Source organism: Streptomyces sp. NPDC001514 (assembly GCF_053597075.1).
Genome location: NZ_JBSFHO010000001.1, coordinates 338,233 through 358,268 on the forward strand (window position 1 = coordinate 338,233; position 20,036 = coordinate 358,268).

Below are 20,036 nucleotides of genomic sequence, written 5' to 3' on the forward strand. Positions count from 1 at the left end.
GCCGCCCATGAGCGCCGATTCCGAGAGCCGCGAGGAGACGACGTCCGCGTTCGTCCCCCCGGCCGCCGACGGGCTCCAGCGACGACTGGTGGCTGCCCTCACCTGCGCCGCCGTCGAGCCCGCGCTCTCCGGAGTGCTGCTGTTCGACCTCCCTGCGGAGCTCGTCGCGCCCGTCTCCGAAGCGTTCGCCGCGCTGCTCGTGAGAGCCGCTGGACTGCCCGACGGCACCCCTGTGCGCCGCACGGCCCTCGGCGCCGCCACCCGTGACGAAGACCTTTGGGCACGCCCCCAGCTCCGCCGCGGACCGGGCGGTATCGGTTTCACCTTGGTGCCCGGCCCCCTCACCGAGACCGGCGAGGAGCCGTCCCTGGTCGTCGTGCCCGATCTGGCCCGGCTCAGCCTCGCCGGAATGCGGGCCGCGGTCCAGGTGCTCGGCGCGGATGCCGCCCCCGCCGAGCTCGCGGGACCGCCGCGCCAGTGGCGTCCCCGAGCCCGCTGGCTCGCCGTCTGCCAGGCGGACGACACGGTCCGCATCTCACCGCATCTCCTCGACCGATTCCCCATACGGCTCTCCGTGGCCGGACTGCGTACGCTCCCGGGCACCGGCCCGCTCGGCGCCCTGCCGGACTCCTGGCACAGCGCACTGGTGCGTGCCGAAGAGGTTCCGCCCCCGCCCTTCGCCGAGGCAGCGGCCACACGCGTACTCGAACTCCTCGAACACCGCGCCGGCCATCGCCGGCCCCTCGCACTCGCCCGTATCGCCCGCGCACTGGCGCGCCTCGGCGGCGCCGGCGAGGTCACGGCCGACCGGGTCGACGAAGCGGCCCGGCTGATCGGCCTGCCGCAGGCCCCGCCCGGGCAGCCCGGCCCGGAGCCGGTCCCGCGTCCGGACGTCACACCCGCCGCCGGACCGGATCGCGCTCGGGGCCGTGGACCGGGGTCCGCCGACCGCGCTCCGGACGGGCAGTCTCGCGTGCCCGCCGGCACCCCGGTGCTCGAACCCGGACCCCCCGAGCACATGGGCGGGGGACCCGCACCCGGCTCCCCGCCGAGCGTCACCCCCTACCCGGAGGACGCGACGGAACGGCCGCCCGACTCCGCTTTCCTGCGCATCCCCGCCCGGCGGTTCACCGGACCCCTCGCCGCTCGGGGAGCCGTCATCGGTGTGCGACGGGCGCACGACCTGTGGGACCTCGCCCTTGTCCGTACGGCTATGGAAGCCGCCAAGTACCAGGTGATGCGCGGCAGTCCGGAGCGGCTGGCCATCGCCCCCGCAGATCTACGGGTCTACGTAAGGGCGCCGGAGCCGGAGCGGCTGCTGGCACTGGTACTGGACCACACGTGCCGCGACGACTGGGACTGGCACGAGGCACTCGAGCCGTTTCTGCAGTGGGCGTACATCAGCCGGGCCGCCGCCCATGTGGTCGAGATCGGCGGCCGGGGCGCAGTCAACGAGTTGCGGGCCGAAGCCTTCGCCGCCCGCAGTGTTCTTGACCCCCGGATCGCGGCCGCACTCGCCCGCGCCCCCGGCCGCAGTACCCCGCTCGCCCACGGCCTGGAGCAGGCGGGGCATGCCCTGCGGCGCGCTTTCCAGCACCACAGCTCGGGTCAGTCGGAGGCGCTGCTGGTCGTGGTCACGGACGGCCGCGGCAATGTGCCGCTGCATGTCAGCCACGAGGGCCGGCCCCGCCGTTCCGCTGTCGGACGCGCCGGTGTCGACGACGCCCTGGCGGCGGCCGCCCGCATCAGCGGCATGGACCGCACCCGGTTGCACTGCGTGGTCGTCGACCCGGCGCGGCAGCCGTATGCGGAGCTGCCGTACGACCTGGCCGATGCCCTCGGCGGCAGTGTTGTCGAGGGGCGGCCGGCGGAGGGGGCGGCCCGTCATGTGGGGTGACCGGCGCGGCATGCGGCGACGGTTCGACCGGGCCGTCGACCAGGTGCGCCGCCCCAGACGGATTGAGGTGCCCGCGAACGCGGTGCCGGGCACGACGGACGGACTGGGCGCCGGCGGTGTCGACCCCTTCAGGCGCCCACCCACCGCCACGGCCCTGATCAGGGTCCGCAGGCACTACCATCCGGACGGCCTGCAGGCATTCGGGTTCAGCGGCGTGTGCGAAGGCGTGGCCCCTCTCCCGCACACCAGCGGACCCACCCAGCTGCGCCCCCCGGCGATCGGCCTCGGAAACGCCCGTCAAGGCGGTGAGGGGCCGTCCGAGCTGCTGTACAACATCCGTCTCTGGTCCCACAATCAGCGACAGCTCGGGAAGTGGATCAACAAGGCGCGAGTCGTCCACGGCGACGAGCTACAGGTGGTCATCCGCGACGACACCGGATTCGAGCTGCCCTGGGAGGCGCTCTGGTTGCCGGCCGACCCGGAACACGGCCTCGAGGAGGGGTTGCTGGGAACCCTCGTCGTCCTGTCCCGATGGCTGACCATCCACGACCTTCACATCGACTTCCCGGAGAATCCCGCCGATGCCAAGGGACGTGTGCTGGGCTACTTCCACACCGGTATGCACCAGGACATCAATGCGTTCAAAGGGTTCAGCCACAGCGCCCACAAGACCATCAGCGGCTTCCTGAACGACCTCGACACTCACCCGGGCGAGTCGACCGGGCTCGTCTACATGGCCTGCCATGGCACGTACGACGAGCGACTGAGCGCACTCTCCCTCGCCGGGGTGACGTGGTCCGAGTACAACGCCCGCCCGATGGACGTGCTCGACGGGGACCGCTCGATGGTGTGCCTCAACGCCTGCCACTCCGGGCGCTTCGTCCGCAACACCGGTCTCGGCGAGGACGCGCTGCGCGGCTTCGCCGAGCTGTTCCTCCGCAAGGGCGCCGGAGGCTGCATCGTCACCGCGGGTCAGGTGGGCGAGCGGGAGGCGCGCGAACTCATCCATCAGCTGGTGAGCGCCGTGACGGCCGACCCCTGGCAGCCCGTGGCCCAGTCGCTGCGGGACTTCCGGGTCCGCGCGCTCCGCGCCTTCGGGGATCTCAACCGCATCCCGCGCGCCCGGCGCGACGACGGGCACGTCGACAAGGAAGGCCAGGAGCGGGTCATGCGTCTGCTCTACAGCCTGATGTTCCAGTACTACGGGCACCCGCGCAGCACCCTCGCCCTGACCGCGGCGAACGGGGCCCTGGAGCGACAGGTGGCGCACCGTGAGCGGTGAGGAACGGCCCCTGCTGATCGAACCCGTCGTCAGCCGCCCGCACGAGGCCGAACCGGGACGCACGTATCTCGTCACCGTCGACCTCCGCGGCCCGCTCGCCCCCGACGGCTCCGACTGCCACGACGCATGGCCCGGACCCGACGAGGAACTCACCTTCACCGTCGGACTGGACGGCGCACCGCACTTCGTCTGCGAGGTGCTCGACGACCCTGGTGTCGTACTGCACCGCTTCGGCGGTACGTACGGTCCGGCCCGGTTCGTCGTCACAGCGGGCCCGGTCACCGGGCCCGCATCGCTCTGGCTGACCATCAGCAACCAGTGGGGAATGCCGGTCCGCAAGGCCGAACTCCCCTGCCGGATAGGGGAACCTTCCCATGAGGAGGCCGCGCGCTCGTCGGTCGTCCGGTACCTACCCGTGCAGCCGGGGAACGCGGAGCAGCGTGACGCGGATGAGGAATGGGATGCGGCGGCCGCGCCGACGCGGCGCCGGGGCGTGCTGCGCGCCGTTCTCGACCTGTTCAGCCCCTCACCACGTGACGAGTCGACGGGGACGGCGGAGACACACCGGGACCCTCCGCAGGCCACCGAGGCGCAGGAAGCCCCGGAGGCCTCGGCGTCTTCCCGGCGCTCCCCGTCCGACACTGCCATCACCATCAGTTTTGCCGGGTTCAACCGGGCCTGGGCGGCCTGGATCGGCGACCGTCTCGAGCGCCGCGGGATGCGCGTCGTCTTCCAGCGCTGGGACCCGCCCGTCGAGACCCCGCTGGAGGAGACCCTCCAGGATCTGATGCTCGCCCCCGGCCGCATCCTCGTCGTTCTCAGCGAGTGGTACTTCCAGCTCGGCCGGCGCAGCGATGAGGAGTGGAACAGGGCGCTGCGCGAGGTGGTGGCCGATACCCCCGACCGGTTCGCGGCCGTCAACATCACCACCTCCCGCATCCCCGCCGCCACTGCCGTCTTCGGCGCGGCCGACCTCACCAACGTCGGCGCCGACGAGGCCGAGCGGCGTCTCCTCGCCCGCCTCGACCTGCCCACCGACCCGCTGCCGGAGCCGGACGGCCGGCGCGGCCCCCGTTACCCCGCCGACGCTTTGGAGGTGTGGGGCGGCGTTCCGCGTCGCAACACCCGCTTCACCGGACGTGAGCGCTTGCTGAGCGACGTGTACCTCGCCCTCCAGGAGGCGGGCTCCGGCGCAGGTGTGGTGACGCTGCAAGGCATGCCGGGTGTGGGCAAGACTCAGTTGGCCGCCGAGTACGTGTACCGCTTCGGCTCCGAGTACGACGTGGTGTGGTGGGTCTCTGCCGAGAAGCGGGTGACCTACCGGCAGAAGCTGGCCGGACTGGCCCCGGCGCTGGGCCTGTCCACCGGCGCCGAGTACGGCGAGAGGCTGCGCGCAGTCCGTGATGCGCTGCGCCGCGGGGAGCCGTACTCGCGCTGGCTGCTGGTCCTCGACGGGGCCGACGAGCCGGAGCAGATCTGGGATCTGGTGCCGACCGGCCCCGGACACGTCCTCATCACCTCGCGCAACCCGGAGTGGAGCGAGCACAACAGCAATCTGCTGGAGGTGCCGCTCTATGGCCGCGCCGAGTCGGTCGCCTTCATCCGCCGCCGTGCGCCCCGGCTCACCCACACCGAGGCCGATCAGCTCGCCGAGGCGCTGGAGGACCTGCCGCTGCTGCTCGACCAGACCGCGGGCTGGCTCAACGACTCGGACATGTCCGTCGAGGAGTACATCGAGCTCCTCGAAGGCGGTGTCGACCAGCGTGTCGTGAGGGTCTCCCCGGACTTTCCGATGGCGTTCGAGACGGCTTGGTCGATACTGCTGAACAAGCTCGGTGAGACCGTTCCCGAGTCCGTCGACCTGCTGCGCCTGTGCACCTTCTTCGCCCCGGGCTCCGTCCCCGTACGGCTGCTGAAGGGGGTGCCACCGGGCACCCTTCCCCCGCAGCTGTCCGGGCTGATGAACGACCCGCTGCTGTGGAACAGGGCGATCGGCCAGCTGCGGCAGTACTCGGTGGTCCGGCTGGAGTCCCAGGACTCGGTGTTCGACGAGGACTCGTCCATGGGCGAGTCGCTCTATCTGCACCGCATGGTCCACCAGATCGTCCGCAGGGACCTGCCCGAGACTTTGCGCGCCGAATACACCGACGTGGCTCGCCGCGCGCTTGTCGCAGCGGACCCCAGGCGCCCCACCGACACCCGGCAGTGGCCGCGGTACGCGGAGATCACTCCGCATCTGGAGTGGGCCGACGCGCTGCGCAGCACCGACCACTCGGTACAGGAGCTCGTGCTCAACTGCCTGCGCTACATGTATCTCTGCGGGGAGTACGAGGCCGGCATCCGGACCTCCGAACGAACGATGGACAGCTGGCGTGCGCAGCTCGGTGAGACCCACCCCCGGGTCTGGGACCTCAGCTATCACTACGCCAACCTGCTGCGCGCCGTCGGCGACTACGCCGGCACCGAGGCCATCGAGCGCGCCGCCGTCGAGCATCTGCGGGCCGAGCGGGGTCCGCAGGACCTGGAGCACCTGCGCGCGGCGGGTGGTCTCGCGGCCGATCTGCGCGGACTGGGACGGTACGACGAGGCCGCGGAGCTGTCGGGGTGGATCCTGGGCGCATACCGTGAGCTGCTGGGCGAGCAGGACTCGCGCACGCTCAACGCCCAGAACAATCTGGCCATTTCGTTGCGGCTCCTGGGGCGCTACGGCGAGGCCCTGGAACTGAACAGGCGTACCTTGGAGGCACGCAGGCAGCTGCTGCGGCCACGGCACGCCTGGACCCTCTACTCGGAGATCAACTACGCGACGGACCTTCGGCTGCTCGGCCGCTACAGGGAGGCCGAGTCGCTGCAGGCCCAGAGCGCCCGTGTACACCGCCTCGTGATGGGCCAGGGCAACCCGCAGACCTTGCGGGCCGAGCACAACCTCGCCCTGTGCCAGTACCGCATGGGTGAGTTCGGCGAGGCCGGGGAGTTGTTCGCCCGGGTACTGGAGCGCTGCGAACGGGTGCTCGGCGAGGGCGACCCGCTCACCATGATGTTCGCGGCCGGCCAGTGCTGCTTCGCCCGCGAGCACGGCGACATCGACCAGGCCCGGGACCTGAGCGAACGTGTCGTCGCCGGCTACACCGACATGCTCGGTGAGACCCATCCGTACACCGCGGGCACCCGGGGAAACCACGCCCTGATCCTGCGCAGCGTCGGAGAGCGCGAGCAGGCCCACGCCATCGTCGAGGGGGCCCTCGCCGACATGACGCGCGCCGTCGGGGAGGATCACCCCTGGACGCTGGGCTGCGCCATCAACGCCTCCGCGCTCCGCAATCTGGTCGGTGATCCCGAGGGGGCCGAGGCACTGAGCCGGGACACCGCGCGCAGGGCCGGGGCGGTGCTGGGCGACGACCACCCGCTCACCCTCTCCGCCCGCGTCGCCCTCGCGGCCGACCTACGGGACCTGCGCAGGCGCGCCGAGGCGGACGCGGTCGAGGAGGAGGCGCTGGCGGCACTGACGGCGTCGCTCGGCGCCCAGCACGTCCACACCGTCGCCGCCCGATCCCGGGTCCGCCCCTTCTGGGACTTCGAGCCCTCGATCATCTGAATGGGGAACCGACAAAATGCGTCTACCTGCGGTTCTGTGGCTTTTGGGCTGTGGCGATCCCGTCCCCGGTAGGCAGCTACTTCATGCCGTCCTGACGCGTTCGCACGGTTGCCGGCCCTGACGAGGAGGGTTTCGGCCGGCTCTCTTTCCCCGCTCGGGCCCGGTCACGGAACCACGCGCCCGTACGTACCAGCACGGCTGCCCCGGCCCCGTACAGGGGCAGCCACTGGGTCGTCGTGGCTGACAGGCAGACGGCAATGGCGTCATGGCTCAGCGTCACCCCGATGTAGGTGGCGAACCATTGCCAGGAACCCTGCGCGAGTGCGGCCGTCAGCACGGCGGCGAGTGCAATGCCGAGGGGGTTGCCGCATGACAGGGGTACGGATTCGGGAAACGGGACCGGCCCCCACCGGTGCGATCGGTGGGGGCCGGTCCCGTCAAGCGTGAGCGGTCGGTCTCGGATCAGGCCTCGAAGACCTCGTTGACCAGCTGCTGCTGCTCCGCCTGGTGCCGCTTCGCCGAGCCCACCGCCGGGGACGACGAGTGCGGGCGGGAGATGCGGCGCAGGCGCTCGCCGTGCGGGATGTCCGCGCCGACCGCCAGGTCCAGGTGGTCGATCAGGTTGAGCGCGATGAACGGCCAGGCACCCTGGTTCGCCGGCTCCTCCTGGGCCCACAGGTACTTCTCGGCGTTCGGGAACTTGGCGATCTCCTCCTGGAGCTCGGCACCCGGCAGCGGGTACAGGCGCTCCAGACGGATGATCGCGGTGTCCTGGACGCCCCGCTTCTGACGCTCGGCCTCGAGGTCGTAGTAGACCTTGCCGGACGTGAAGACGACCTTGCGGACGGCGGCCGGGTCCACGGACGCGTCGCCGATCACCGGGCGGAAGCCGCCGGTGAGGAACTCCTCCGCCTTCGACGCCGCGGCCTTCAGACGCAGCATCGACTTCGGGGTGAAGACGATGAGCGGCTTGTGGTGCGGGTTGTGGACCTGCCAGCGCAGCAGGTGGAAGTAGTTCGACGGCAGGGTCGGCATGGCGACCGTCATGTTGTTCTGCGCGCAGATCTGGAGGAAGCGCTCCGGGCGGGCGGAGGAGTGGTCCGGGCCCTGGCCCTCGTAGCCGTGCGGCAGGAGCAGCGTGACGCCGGAGGTCTGGCCCCACTTCTGCTCGGCCGAGGAGATGAACTCGTCGACGACGGTCTGCGCGCCGTTGACGAAGTCACCGAACTGGGCCTCCCACATGACCAGCGCGTCCGGGCGGGCCAGCGAGTAGCCGTACTCGAAGCCCATCGCCGCGTACTCGCTGAGCAGCGAGTCGTAGACGTTGAAGCGGGCCTGGTCCTCGGCCAGGTAGAGGAGCGGGGTGTAGTCCTCGCCGGTCTCCTGGTCGACGAGGACCGCGTGGCGCTGGCCGAAGGTGCCGCGGCGGGTGTCCTGGCCGGCGAGCCGGACCGGGGTGCCCTCCATCAGCAGCGAGCCGATGGCCAGGGTCTCGCCCATGCCCCAGTCGATCGTGCCGTCCTCGACCGAGGCCGCGCGGCGCTGCATCTGCGGCATCAGACGCGGGTGGACGGTGATCTGGTCCGGAACGTTGACCTGCGACTCGGCGATCCGCTTGACGACCTCCTGGGAGACCGCGGTGGTGACGGCCACCGGGAACTCGGCCTGGGCGTCCGGGACATGGGCCGGGGCGGGCTGCGCGGTGGCCTCGCGGACCTCCGCGAAGACCTTCTCCAGCTGGCCCTGGAAGTCCTGGAGCGCCTGCTCGGCCTCTTCCAGCGTGATGTCGCCGCGACCGATGAGCGACTCGGTGTAGAGCTTGCGCACCGAGCGCTTCTTGTCGATCAGGTTGTACATCTGCGGGTTGGTGAACTGCGGGTTGTCGCCCTCGTTGTGACCGCGGCGGCGGTAGCAGATGAGGTCGATCACGACGTCCTTGTTGAACGTCTGGCGGAACTCGAAGGCGAGCCGCGCGACGCGGACCACGGCCTCCGGGTCGTCGCCGTTCACATGGAAGATGGGCGCCTCGATCATGCGGGCCACGTCGGTCGCGTACATCGACGAGCGCGACGACTCCGGGGCGGCGGTGAAGCCGACCTGGTTGTTGATGACGATGTGGACCGTGCCGCCGGTGCGGTAGCCGCGCAGCTGCGACATGTTGAGCGTCTCGGCCACGACGCCCTGGCCGGCGAAGGCCGCGTCACCGTGCAGGGCGACCGGCAGGACGGTGAAGTCCGTGCCGCCCTTGTTGATGATGTCCTGCTTGGCGCGGACGACGCCCTCGAGGACGGGGTCCACGGCCTCGAGGTGCGACGGGTTCGCGACCAGGCTGACCTTGATCTGCTCGCCGTCGAGGCCGGTGAAGGTGCCGTTGGCGCCCAGGTGGTACTTCACGTCGCCGGAGCCGTGCATCGACTTCGGGTCGAGGTTGCCCTCGAACTCGCGGAAGATCTGCGCGTACGACTTGCCGACGATGTTCGCCAGGACGTTGAGGCGGCCGCGGTGGGCCATGCCGATGACGACCTCGTCCAGGCGGGACTCCGCCGCGGAGTCGATGACCGCGTCGAGCAGCGGGATGACGGACTCGCCGCCCTCCAGCGAGAACCGCTTCTGGCCGACGTACTTCGTCTGCAGGAAGGTCTCGAAGGCCTCGGCCGCGTTGAGGCGGCGCAGGATGCGCAGCTGCTCCTCGCGCTCCGGCTTGGCGTGCTGGCGCTCCACCCGGTCCTGGATCCACTTGCGCTGCTTGGGGTCCTGGATGTGCATGAACTCGATGCCGGTGGTGCGGCAGTACGAGTCGCGGAGCACGCCGAGGATGTCGCGGAGCTTCATCATCGACTTGCCGCCGAAGCCGCCGACCGCGAACTCGCGCTCCAGGTCCCACAGGGTGAGCCCGTGCTCGGTGATGTCCAGGTCGGGGTGCTTGCGCTGGCGGTACTCCAGCGGGTCGGTGTCGGCCATGACGTGGCCGCGGACCCGGTAGGAGTGGATCAGCTCGAAGACCCGGGCGGCCTTGGTGACGTCGTCGTCGTGCGAGGCGTCGATGTCCTTGAGCCAGCGGACCGGCTCGTACGGGATGCGCAGCGCCTCGAAGATGCCGTCGTAGAAACCGTCCTCGCCGAGGAGGAGGTTGGCGACGATCCGCAGGAACTCGCCGGAGGCGGCGCCCTGGATGACCCGGTGGTCGTACGTCGAGGTCAGCGTCATGACCTTGGAGATGCCCAGCTTGTTGAGGGTGTCCTGGGAGGTGCCCTGGAACTCGGCCGGGTAGTCCATCGAGCCGACGCCCATGATCACCGACTGGCCGGGCATCAGACGCGGCACGGAGTGCACGGTGCCGAGGCCGCCGGGGTTGGTGAGCGAGACGGTGACGCCGGTGAAGTCGTCCATCGTCAGCTTGTTGTTGCGGGCGCGGCGGACGATGTCCTCGTAGGCCTGCCAGAACTCGAAGAAGTTCAGCGTGTCGGCCTTCTTGATGGCCGCGACGACGAGCTGGCGGTCACCGTTCGGCTTCACCAGGTCGATGGCGAGGCCGAGGTTGATGTGCGGGGGCTTGACCAGGACCGGCTTGCCGTCCTTGTCCCCGTACGACCAGTTCATCGACGGCATCGACTTGATCGCCTGCACCATCGCGTAGCCGATGAGGTGGGTGAAGGAGATCTTCCCGCCCCGGGCGCGCTTGAGGTGGTTGTTGATGACGATCCGGTTGTCGAAGAGCAGCTTCACCGGGACGGCGCGGACGGACGTGGCCGTCGGCAGCTCCAGGGAGGCGTTCATGTTCTTCGCGACGGCGGCGGAGGGGCCGCGGAGGGGCACGATCTCGGGACCCTCGGGGGCTTCCTTGGCCTCCTTGGCCGGCGCGGCCACCTTGGCGGCGGGCGCGGCAGCGGCGGGCTTCGCCGGAGCGGCCGGGGCCGGGGCCGGAGCCGGAGCCGGGGCGGCCGGCGCGGCGGGGGCCGCGGGCTGGGCCGGGGCGGCGGGGGGCACGGGCGCCGGAGCCTGTGCGGAGCTCGGCGTCGGCGTGGCCTCGGCGGCGGGGGCCGGGGGCACCGCTGCCCCCGCGGCAGCGGCGCCCGAGGCGGCCGTACCGCCCGGCTTGTAGTCGGCGAAGAAGTCCCACCAGGCTCGGTCGACCGAATTCGGGTCCTGGAGGTACTGCTGGTAGATCTCGTCGACGAGCCACTCATTGGGACCGAACGCGGCAGCGGGGTTCTTCCCCTGCCCGTCAGGGTCGGTCGAAGTGCTCGAGTTACTGGGGGACTGAGACGACACGGCGGCAACCGCCCTCTTCCGCTTCACAAGGTGATGGACAGCGGAAATAAAGGCTACGCCTCCACGGCCGGGAGGTGCAGGCCGGGCGTCGGCTTCGTCGCCTAAGTCACACCAGCCAGTCGGTTTCGGCGTAGGAAATGGCGGGAAACATGCGTGGTTCCCCTTCGAAACGGGTACGCGCCACCGCGGCTACGGCCTTCTGGCCCGCACCCCTGAGCGCCCCCACGCAGCGTGTGGGCTTCCGGTTCGAACCCTACGTCAACCGCGCCGCTGAGGGACTCCCGGAAGAGTGACCTGGATCCGGCAGCCTCGTGCCGATTCGGCCACGCCGATGCGCCCGCCGTGCAGCTCCACGGCCCAGCGCGCGATCGCCAGGCCCAGGCCCGTACCGCCGTCGCTGCCAGGACCGTGCGGCGACGGGACGCTGCCGCGGTTGAAGCGCTCGAAGACCTTGTGCCGCTCCGACTCCGGGATGCCGGGACCCTCGTCCTGCACCTCCAGGTCCAGCGACTCCACCTGTGGGCCGCGGCGGGCCCGTACCGTGACCCGGCCGTGCGGCGGGGAGTGCTTCACGGCGTTGTCGATCAGATTGGCCACCACCTGGTGCAGCCGCTCGGCGTCCGCGTGCGCCGTCAGCTCCGGCGGGGACACGTCGAGGTGCAGATGGACGTCCTTGCGGGTGTGGCTGCCGGAACCGGAGGGGAGCCCGCGCTGCCCGGCGGCCAGATTGGCCTCCTTCAGCACCCCCGACAGATACGGCCACACCTCGAAACGCCGTGCCCTGAGTGGTACAACACCGTTGTCGAGCCGTGACAGATCCAGCAGGGTCTCGACGAGCCGGCTGAGCCGCTCGGTCTGCTTCAGCGCCGTACGCATCGTCTCGGGGTCAGCGGCGGAGACACCGTCCACGACGTTCTCCAGCACCGCGCGCAGCGCCGCGATGGGGGTGCGCAGCTCGTGGGAGACATTGGCGACCAGCTCCTTGCGGTGCCGGTCCACGGCCTCCAGATCGTCGGCCATGCGGTTGATCGTGTTCGCGAGGTCGCCGAGCTCGTCGCGCCGGTCGGCGCCACTCACCCGCCGGGTGTAGTCACCGTGGGAGATCGACTTGGCGACCGTGTTCATCTCGTCCAGCGGCGCGGTCAGGCCGTGGGCCACGAACTGCGTGATCAGCAGGGTGGTGATCATCGCGAAGACGGTGATGTAGCGCAGCTCGGCCCCGGTCCTGAAGGCGACCAGCGCCAGCCCCGAGGTGATCAGCACCGACACCACCACCAGGGCGCCGAGCTTGGTCTTGATCGATATCTCGACCGACCCCAGCTCGGACCTGAGCCGGCTCAGCCGGCTCATGGCGCCGGGGTCTCCAGCGCGTAGCCGACGCCGTGGACGGTACGGATCCGCTCGGCGCCGATCTTGCGGCGCAGCGCCTTGATGTGGCTGTCGACCGTGCGCGTACCGGACGCGTCCGCCCAGTCCCAGACCTCCGCGAGCAGCTGCTCGCGCGAGAGGACCGCACGCGGGGTGTTCGCCAGGCAGACCAGCAGGTCGAACTCGGTCGGCGTGAGATGCACGTCGTCGCCCTTGACGCGGACCCGGCGCTGCGCGTGGTCGATCTCCAGCTCGCCGAGCCGGAGAATGCCGCTGCGCGGCGTCACGGCGGCGAGTGCGGCCCGCTCCACCCGGCGCAGCAGGACATGCACCCGGGCGGCGAGCTCCCGCATCGAGAACGGCTTGGTCATGTAGTCGTCGGCGCCGACACCGAGCCCGACCAGCATGTCGGTCTCGTCGTCGCGGGCCGTGAGCATCAGGACCGGCACGGGCCGCTGCGCCTGAACCCGGCGGCAGACCTCCAGGCCGTCGAAGCCGGGCAGCATCACGTCGAGGACCATCAGATCCGGCTGCCAGGCCTCGGCGGCGTCGACCGCTGCCGGGCCGTCCGTCGCCGTCTGGACCAGGAAACCCTCCGCGCGCAGTCGTGCCCCGATCGCCTCCACGATGGTGGTGTCGTCCTCGACCACCAGCACCCGGCGCTGGGCACTGGCCGTCGAGTACGACGCGGCGCCGTTGCCGCTGGTGTGTGTCTGCTCCATCGCCCCGCCCCTGTCGCGCACTGCGAGCTGCGTGTAGATCGGTGTGTCAGGTCAGTCAGCGTAAAGGCATCGATCGGTTCCCGGCTACGCAGGGCGAACAGCGAGATGGACCACGTCAGGTACGCCTCGGGCAACGCGGATCTCTTCGGTCCTTACCCCGCTGAATCCGGCATTCCGCAATGACTCTTCGAAATCGGCGGAGGGTTGGGCCGACCATACCGCGAGCACTCCGCCGGGCCTCAATCGCCTTGCACAGGCGGCCAGTCCGGCAGATGAGTACAGGCTCTCGTTGTCCTCGGTGACGGTCCAGTCGGGCCCGTTGTCGATGTCGAGACAGAGCGCGTCATACGTGTCGGAAGCGTCATGGACGTACGCGACGAGGTCCGTGTGGAGAATCACGGTCCGCGGGTCGGCGAGCGCGTCGGCGGAGATCGCGCGGAGCGGTCCCGTGCGGTGCCAGTCGATGATCGCCTGCTCGCGCTCGACGACGGCGATCCGTCCCCAGGCGGGTTCGGCGGCGGCATGGGCCAGTGAGAATCCGACACCGAGCCCGCCGATGAGCAGGGCGGGTGTGTCGGGGACCGGTTCGGCGGGCGGTTCAGGGCGGTCGGCCAGAACGCGCAGCGCCGCCTCGACCAACAGCCGCTCCGAGCGGCCGTCCGAGGTGTCCATCAGGAAGCACCCGTTGGCGATGATCTCGTGGACCGGCCGGCCGCCGGGGCCGCCGCGCTCGCGCAGGACGACCTCGCCGTACGGTCCTTCGCGCCGGTCGAGCGTACGAGGAGCCGATGGACTGCATGGCATCACCATGATCTGCAGACTACGAGAGTGCTCGGACGGGCGCCGCGCAGTTTCCCCCGGGTTCCCCGGCGCGCGATGCAGCGCGGGGGCAGGCAAAGGGCGCGAAGGTGCGCCGTCATGGACGGCGGGTGACGGCGGTGACGGCGGGTGACGGCGGTGAGGCAAGCGCGTTGCCCGGAGGGGGATTTGGCGTCGGGCCCCGGTGTGCCGGTTGCCTTGTGTGACGCAGGCCATGGACGGGGTGCGTGATGATCGCGTTGGCTGGGCAGGGTCGGGGGGCTGTCGGCAAACAGGTCGATACGGAGTCGATGCGAAGGAGCTCCCGCGGTGCAGCGGCTTGAGTCACCCGATCCGGCCGAGACGGCCGGTCCCGAACTGCTGGGCGGTATCCCGCGCCAGAGGACCTCACCCGCGCGCCCGCCCTCGTCCCCCGCACCGCCTTCGTCCCCCGCACCGCCCTCGTCCCCCGCACCGCCCGCATCGCCCGTACCGCCGTTGCCCGTACGCGACAGAGCGCCCGCGCCGGCACGCCCGGCCCCCTGGCGGCGGCTCGTCCGCCTCCTCCCCACCCCGACCGGGACGCCGTTCACCTTCTGGTACGGGCTCGTCCTCGTCGCGACCTCGATGTACGCGGAGTACGGCGATCCGGCCACCGTCGCCGCCCTGCTGCGCGGCTCCAGTACGGACGTCGCCCATCTCGCCTCGACCCCGCTGCTGGTCCTCGTCGCCAGTGCCCTGTGGGTCGCGGGCGGACCGACCTCCCCGTACGCCGTCGGATTCGTGCTCGTCCTCACCGCGTTGGAGCGGCGGATCGGGGCCTGGCGCACGGCCGCCGTGTTCCTCGGCGGCCATGTGGTGGCGACCCTCGCGACGGAGATCCCGGTCGGACTCTCCGTCATGGCCGGGCAGTTGCCCGAGACGTCTCTGCACCGCCTCGACTACGGAATCAGCTTCGGCCTCCTGACCTGCGTCGGTGCGCTGGCCGGGCTGCTCACGCCGATGGTGCGGACGGTGGTTCTGGGATGGGTGTCGGTCGTCCTGCTGGGGGACCTCCTGGCGTACGAGGACCCCCTCACCGACTGGGGCCATCCGCTGGCTCTCCTGGCCGGAGTGCTGGGCGTGCCGCTCGTGCGCCGGTGGGCGTGGGCGCGGGCGTAGCCGCCGCCCTGTCCAGGCCCACGGGCATCCGTCGCTTGTGTCAGGGTGTCTTCCGCCTGTTCAGGGTGTCTTCGGGTCGTAGTACACGCTCACCAGCGGCGCGACCACCCGCCACCCCAGTGCCTCGTACAGGGCCCGCCCGTCGGGCGTCCCGCCCAGCACCCCGGCCGTGGCGCCCTCCTCGACCGCCGCGTTCTGGAGCGTACGCATCACCAGGCTGCCGAGGCCCTTGCGCCGGTGCTCGGGGGCGGTCTCGATCTGGTCGACGACCGCGGGCCCCGCCCCGCCCCGCGCGATCTGCCCGCGCGCCGCGAAGGTCCCGTCGTCCGTCGTGACCAGGACCTTGGTCACGGCCCCGTGCGTCCAGGTCCGCAGCCGGTGTCCGGCGGGCACCACGGCCTCCTCCGGCCGCAGCTCCACCGTCATCAGGAAGCCGGGCTCGTCGGGCGTCCAGTCGGGCCCGAGCCGGTCCAGGACCGTCTCCGGGTCCTCGAACACCTTCAGCCAGCGGCCGGGCGTCCGGGCCGCCGCGGCGACCTCGCGGACGGTCGCCGCCCCGCCGTCGGTGAGCACATGGCGGGTGGTGTGCCGGGGCAGCCCGACATCGATCGTGAAGCCCCAGGGCTCGGCCATGGGCTCCGCCGCACCCCGTGAGACGACCCAGCCGTCCACCCAGGCACGTATCGCATCTGTAAGAGATGAATCCGTCATGCGCTTATTACATCGGCCGCTCACGGGATCCGGCATCGTCGATCGCTCACAGCGAACGCCGTCCCGGGAACATCCGGTGGCCCCTTCTGCATTGAGTCGGCATAGCTCAACTTGACTGCCGAAGGGGAGATCATGGCTGCTGAGTCCTCGTCGTACAACGACGCCCTCACCCTGCCTGTGCTGCCGCTCGACGACGAGGTCGTGCTGCCCGGGATGGTGGTACCGCTCGACCTGTCCGACGCCGACGTACGGGCCGCGGTGGAGGCCGCCCAGGCCGCCGCTCGGTCACAGCCGGGCAAGCCCAGGGTGCTGCTCGTGCCGCGCATCGACGGGACGTACGCCGCGACCGGCGTGCTCGGCACCGTCGAGCAGGTCGGCCGGCTCTCCGACGGCGACCCCGGCGCGCTCATCCGCGGCCGCAACCGGGTCAGGATCGGCGCGGGGACGACCGGCCCCGGCGCCGCCCTCTGGGTGGAGGGCATCGGCATCGACGAGACCGTCCCCGATCCGCTGCCGGGCTCCGTCACCGAACTGGTCAAGGAGTACAAGGCGCTCGCCACCAGCTGGCTGAAGAAGCGCGGCGCATGGCAGGTCGTCGACCGCGTCCAGCAGATCGACGATGTATCCGCCCTCGCCGACAACTCCGGCTACTCACCGTTCCTGACGACCGCCCAGAAGGTGGAGCTGCTGGAGACCGGCGACCCCGTCGCCCGGCTCAAGCTCGCCACCGAACAGCTCCGCGAGCACCTCGCCGAGCAGGACGTCGCCGAGTCCATCGCCAAGGACGTCCAGGAGGGCGTCGACAAGCAGCAGCGCGAGTTCCTGCTGCGCCGCCAGCTCGAAGCCGTGCGCAAGGAGCTGCGTGAGCTCAACGGCGAGACCGAGGGAGACGAGTCCGACGACTACCGCGCCCGCGTCGAGGCCGCCGACCTCCCCGAGAAGGTCCGCGAGGCGGCCCTCAAGGAGGTCGAGAAGCTGGAGCGGTCCAGCGACCAGAGCCCCGAGGGCTCCTGGATCCGCACCTGGCTCGACACCGTCCTCGAACTGCCGTGGAACGAGCGCACGGAGGACGCGTACGACATCCAGGGCGCCAAGGCCGTCCTCGACGCCGAGCACGCGGGCCTGGACGACGTGAAGGAACGGATCACCGAATACCTGGCGGTGCGCAAGCGGCGCGCCGACCGGGGGCTCGGCGTGGTCGGCGGGCGGCGCGGGGGTGCGGTTCTCGCGCTCGTCGGCCCGCCGGGCGTGGGCAAGACCTCGCTCGGCGAGTCCGTCGCGCACGCGATGGGGCGGAAGTTCGTCCGGGTCGCGCTCGGCGGCGTACGGGACGAGGCGGAGATCCGCGGCCACCGGCGTACGTACGTCGGCGCGCTGCCCGGCCGTATCGTCCGCGCCATCAAGGAGGCCGGGTCCATGAACCCGGTGGTCCTGCTCGACGAGATCGACAAGGTCGGCTCCGACTTCCGCGGGGACCCGGCGGCGGCGCTGCTCGAAGTCCTGGACCCGGCACAGAACCACACGTTCCGCGACCACTACCTGGAGGTCGAGCTCGACCTGTCCGACGTGGTCTTCCTGGCCACGGCGAACGTCCTGGAGGCCATCCCGGAGGCCCTGCTCGACCGGATGGAGCTGGTCAGGCTCGACGGCTACACCGAGGACGAGAAGGTCGTCATCGCCCGCGACCACCTGCTCCCGCGCCAGCTGGAGCGGGCGGGACTGGCCGACGGCGAGGTCACCATCGAGGAGTCCGCGCTGCGCAGGCTGGCGGGCGAGTACACCCGTGAGGCGGGCGTACGGAACCTGGAGCGGTCCATCGCGCGACTGCTGCGGAAGGTGGCCGCCCAGCACGAACTGGGCGACCGGGAGCTGCCGTTCGCGGTCGGCGAGGGCGATCTGCGCGGGCTGATCGGCCGGCCGCACCACGTCCCCGAGTCCGCCCAGGACCCGGCCGAGCGCCGTACGGCCGTGCCGGGTGTGGCGACCGGGCTCGCGGTCACGGGCGCGGGCGGCGACGTGCTGTACGTCGAGGCGTCGCTGGCCGACCCGGAGACGGGCGCGGCAGGGCTGACCCTAACCGGTCAGCTCGGTGACGTCATGAAGGAGTCCGCGCAGATCGCGCTGAGCTTCCTCCGCTCGCACGGTGCGGAGCTCGAACTGCCGGTGGCCGATCTCAAGGACCGGGGTGTGCACATCCACTTCCCGGCGGGCGCGGTTCCCAAGGACGGCCCGAGCGCGGGCATCACGATGACGACGGCGCTGGCGTCGCTGCTCTCCGGCCGGCTCGTGCGGACGGATGTGGCGATGACCGGTGAGGTGTCGCTGACCGGGCGCGTGCTGCCGATCGGAGGCCTCAAGCAGAAGCTCCTGGCCGCGCATCGGGCGGGGACCACGACCGTCGTGATCCCCAAGCGGAACGAGGCGGACCTGGACGACGTCCCGGCGGAGGTACTGGAAAAGCTCGAGGTCCACCCGGTGACGGACGTCCGCCAGGTCCTGGAGATCGCCCTCTCCCCGGCGGAGGTCCCGGTGCCGGCGGCGGCGTAACCCCCCTCCTGGGGGGGCGCCGCCCCCGGGCCCCGGTGCGCCCTGCGGCCGGGGGCTCGGGGGTTGGCCGGCGTCCTCAAGCGCCGGACGGGCCGGGTGGGCGGCCGGTACGGGACGGTCGCCCGGCGTGTCCGTCCTCAAGCGGGACGGGCTTGAAGATTGCCCCGTACCGCCGGCGGGCCCGCGTGTCCGTCCTCGAGCGCCGGACGGGCCGGGCGGGTGGCCGGTACAGGCGAGGAGCAGGCCGTCCGGCGTATGAGGAGCGGAGTCCCTTCCCGCCCGCCAGGGCGTAGGGAGGGTTCCGGGCCGGGGCCCGAAGTCCTGCCCCCGGCGTTTGAAGTGGTCCTACGCCCGCTGGGGCGTGGGGGAGGGGTCCGTAGGCGGAGCCCCGAAACCGAGGCCGTAGGGGAGAGTGCCCGGGCGGGAGCCCAGGAATCCACTTCCCTGGCGTTCGAAGTCCCCCACGCCCGCCAGGGCGTAGGGGGAGGGGGCGCGGGGGCGCAGCCCCCGGGAGCGGGTCCGGGGTGGAGCCGCGGTGGGGGCTGGGGGCGGTGCCCCCAGTTCGGGAAGGGGCGGGGCGGGGAAAGAGCCCCCGGCGTGGCCTCGGCCGGGCCGGGGGCTCGGCGTCCGTACGGCCGTCAGCCGTTGGCCAGGGCCACGACGCGGTCCAGCGCGCCGTTGAACTTGTTGTGGTCACCCACGGTCGGGCCCGTCGAGGTGTACTGCCACATCGTGTAGTACCCCCAGCCCGCCGGCAGCGTCCCCGGCGTGGTGTTGTAGCGCGCGATCCAGAGCGGGTTGGAGGCGCCGAAGCCGCTGTAGTTACCCGTGCACTGCGTCCACCAGCTGGTGGCGGTGTAGATCACGGCGTCGCGCCCGGTACGCGCCTTGTAGCGGGTGAGGAAGTCGCGGATCCAGGTGACCATCGCGGACTGGGTCTTGCCGTAGCAGGTCGCGCCGTACGGGTTCCATTCGATGTCCAGCGCGCCCGGCAGGGTCTTGCCGTCACGGGACCAGCCGCCGCCGTTGTTCAGGAAGAAGTCCGCCTGGGCGGTGCCCGTCGTCGTGTCGGGGGTCGCGAAATGGTACGCGCCGCGGATCATGCCGATGTTGTACGAGCCGTTGTACTGCTGCGTGAAGTAGGGGTTCTCGTAGTACGTGCCCTCGGTGGCCTTGACGTAGGCCCACTTCACACCGCTGCTCCACAGCGCGGACCAGTCGACGTTGCCCTGGTGGCTGGAGACGTCGACGCCTTCTGTCTGGACGGCGCGGCTGTCGCGCGGCAGTCCGCCCTGGCCGTCGTGGGCGGCGACGCCCATGCCCATGTGGGCCGAGCCGCGGGCGGGCGCGTCCCCGGAGGAGGCGGCGGAGGCCGCGCCGGGGAGGGTGAGGAGGAGAGCCAGGACGGCGACGAGGGCGCCGGCCATGGCGTATCGGGTCGTTCCGGATCTGTGCACGGGCATGACGTGCCTCCGAAAGGCCTCGGTGGGGGGGAGATCTGACGATCTGTCGACATGTCGTCCCAGCAGTGATGGTGTGAACATGTCATGAGTGAAGCTATGTACGGAGAACCGCCGAGGGAAGAGGGGCCGGTCCCCGCCGTTGGTCTACGCCTGCGAAATACTGACCGAGCTGCGGCAACGGCCGCCGCCGAAAGAAACTTTCATCGTCGGGAAAGCGTGC

11 protein-coding genes are annotated in these 20,036 nt (G+C 71.1%); 5 read left to right on the forward strand and 6 right to left on the reverse strand.

All coding sequences use genetic code 11. The features are described 5' to 3' along the window. Nucleotides 1-7: 7 nt before the first annotated feature. From ACWCXB_RS01490 to fxsT, 3 genes are read left to right on the forward strand one after another with little or no spacing between them, the layout of a single operon-like run. On the forward strand, nt 8-1,897 hold the full coding sequence (locus ACWCXB_RS01490; protein ID WP_450717774.1) for a hypothetical protein: 1,890 nt from the start codon (nt 8-10) through the stop codon (nt 1,895-1,897). 10 nt (nt 1,898-1,907) lie between these two features. After that, on the forward strand, nt 1,908-3,179 hold the full coding sequence (locus tag ACWCXB_RS01495) for a CHAT domain-containing protein (RefSeq protein WP_450717776.1): 1,272 nt from the start codon (nt 1,908-1,910) through the stop codon (nt 3,177-3,179). Next, on the forward strand, nt 3,169-6,774 hold the full coding sequence (gene fxsT, locus ACWCXB_RS01500) for an FxSxx-COOH system tetratricopeptide repeat protein (protein WP_450717778.1): 3,606 nt from the start codon (nt 3,169-3,171) through the stop codon (nt 6,772-6,774). The genes ACWCXB_RS01495 and fxsT overlap by 11 nt, the downstream gene beginning before the upstream one ends. A gap of 462 nt (nt 6,775-7,236) precedes the next feature. On the opposite strand, the gene ACWCXB_RS01505 is transcribed toward fxsT, so the two are convergent. The 4 genes from ACWCXB_RS01505 to ACWCXB_RS01520 form a co-directional block, all read right to left on the reverse strand. Continuing rightward, the gene (locus ACWCXB_RS01505; protein WP_450717780.1) at nt 7,237-11,046 is read right to left on the reverse strand and encodes a multifunctional oxoglutarate decarboxylase/oxoglutarate dehydrogenase thiamine pyrophosphate-binding subunit/dihydrolipoyllysine-residue succinyltransferase subunit; all 3,810 of its coding nucleotides are present in this window, start codon (nt 11,044-11,046) and stop codon (nt 7,237-7,239) included. A 258-nt stretch (nt 11,047-11,304) separates the two neighbouring features. Then, nucleotides 11,305-12,396: a HAMP domain-containing sensor histidine kinase gene (locus tag ACWCXB_RS01510; RefSeq protein WP_450717782.1), complete on the reverse strand. Its 1,092-nt coding sequence runs from the start codon at nt 12,394-12,396 to the stop codon at nt 11,305-11,307. After that, a complete protein-coding gene (locus ACWCXB_RS01515; protein ID WP_450717784.1) occupies nt 12,393-13,136 on the reverse strand; it encodes a response regulator transcription factor in 744 nt (247 codons plus the stop codon). The genes ACWCXB_RS01510 and ACWCXB_RS01515 overlap by 4 nt, the downstream gene beginning before the upstream one ends. 84 nt (nt 13,137-13,220) lie before the next feature. Beyond that, a complete protein-coding gene (locus tag ACWCXB_RS01520) occupies nt 13,221-13,940 on the reverse strand; it encodes a spermine/spermidine synthase domain-containing protein (RefSeq protein ID WP_450718188.1) in 720 nt (239 codons plus the stop codon). 324 nt (nt 13,941-14,264) lie between these two features. Between ACWCXB_RS01520 and ACWCXB_RS01525 the strand changes: the two genes are divergently transcribed. Continuing rightward, nucleotides 14,265-15,095, forward strand: a complete 831-nt coding sequence (locus ACWCXB_RS01525; RefSeq protein ID WP_450717786.1) for a rhomboid-like protein — start codon at nt 14,265-14,267, stop codon at nt 15,093-15,095. A gap of 60 nt (nt 15,096-15,155) precedes the next feature. On the opposite strand, the gene ACWCXB_RS01530 is transcribed toward ACWCXB_RS01525, so the two are convergent. Next, on the reverse strand, nt 15,156-15,728 hold the full coding sequence (locus ACWCXB_RS01530; RefSeq protein WP_450717788.1) for a GNAT family N-acetyltransferase: 573 nt from the start codon (nt 15,726-15,728) through the stop codon (nt 15,156-15,158). Between the two features lie 210 nt (nt 15,729-15,938). Between ACWCXB_RS01530 and lon the strand changes: the two genes are divergently transcribed. Then, entirely contained in the window at nt 15,939-18,353 is a 2,415-nt protein-coding gene (lon, locus tag ACWCXB_RS01535) for an endopeptidase La (protein ID WP_450717790.1), read from the forward strand. A gap of 638 nt (nt 18,354-18,991) precedes the next feature. Here lon and ACWCXB_RS01540 read toward each other — a convergent pair. Beyond that, nucleotides 18,992-19,816 carry a lysozyme gene (locus ACWCXB_RS01540; RefSeq protein ID WP_450717792.1) on the reverse strand — a complete coding sequence of 275 codons (825 nt, stop codon included), beginning with the start codon at nt 19,814-19,816 and terminating at the stop codon, nt 18,992-18,994. Between the last annotated feature and the right edge of the window lie 220 nt (nt 19,817-20,036).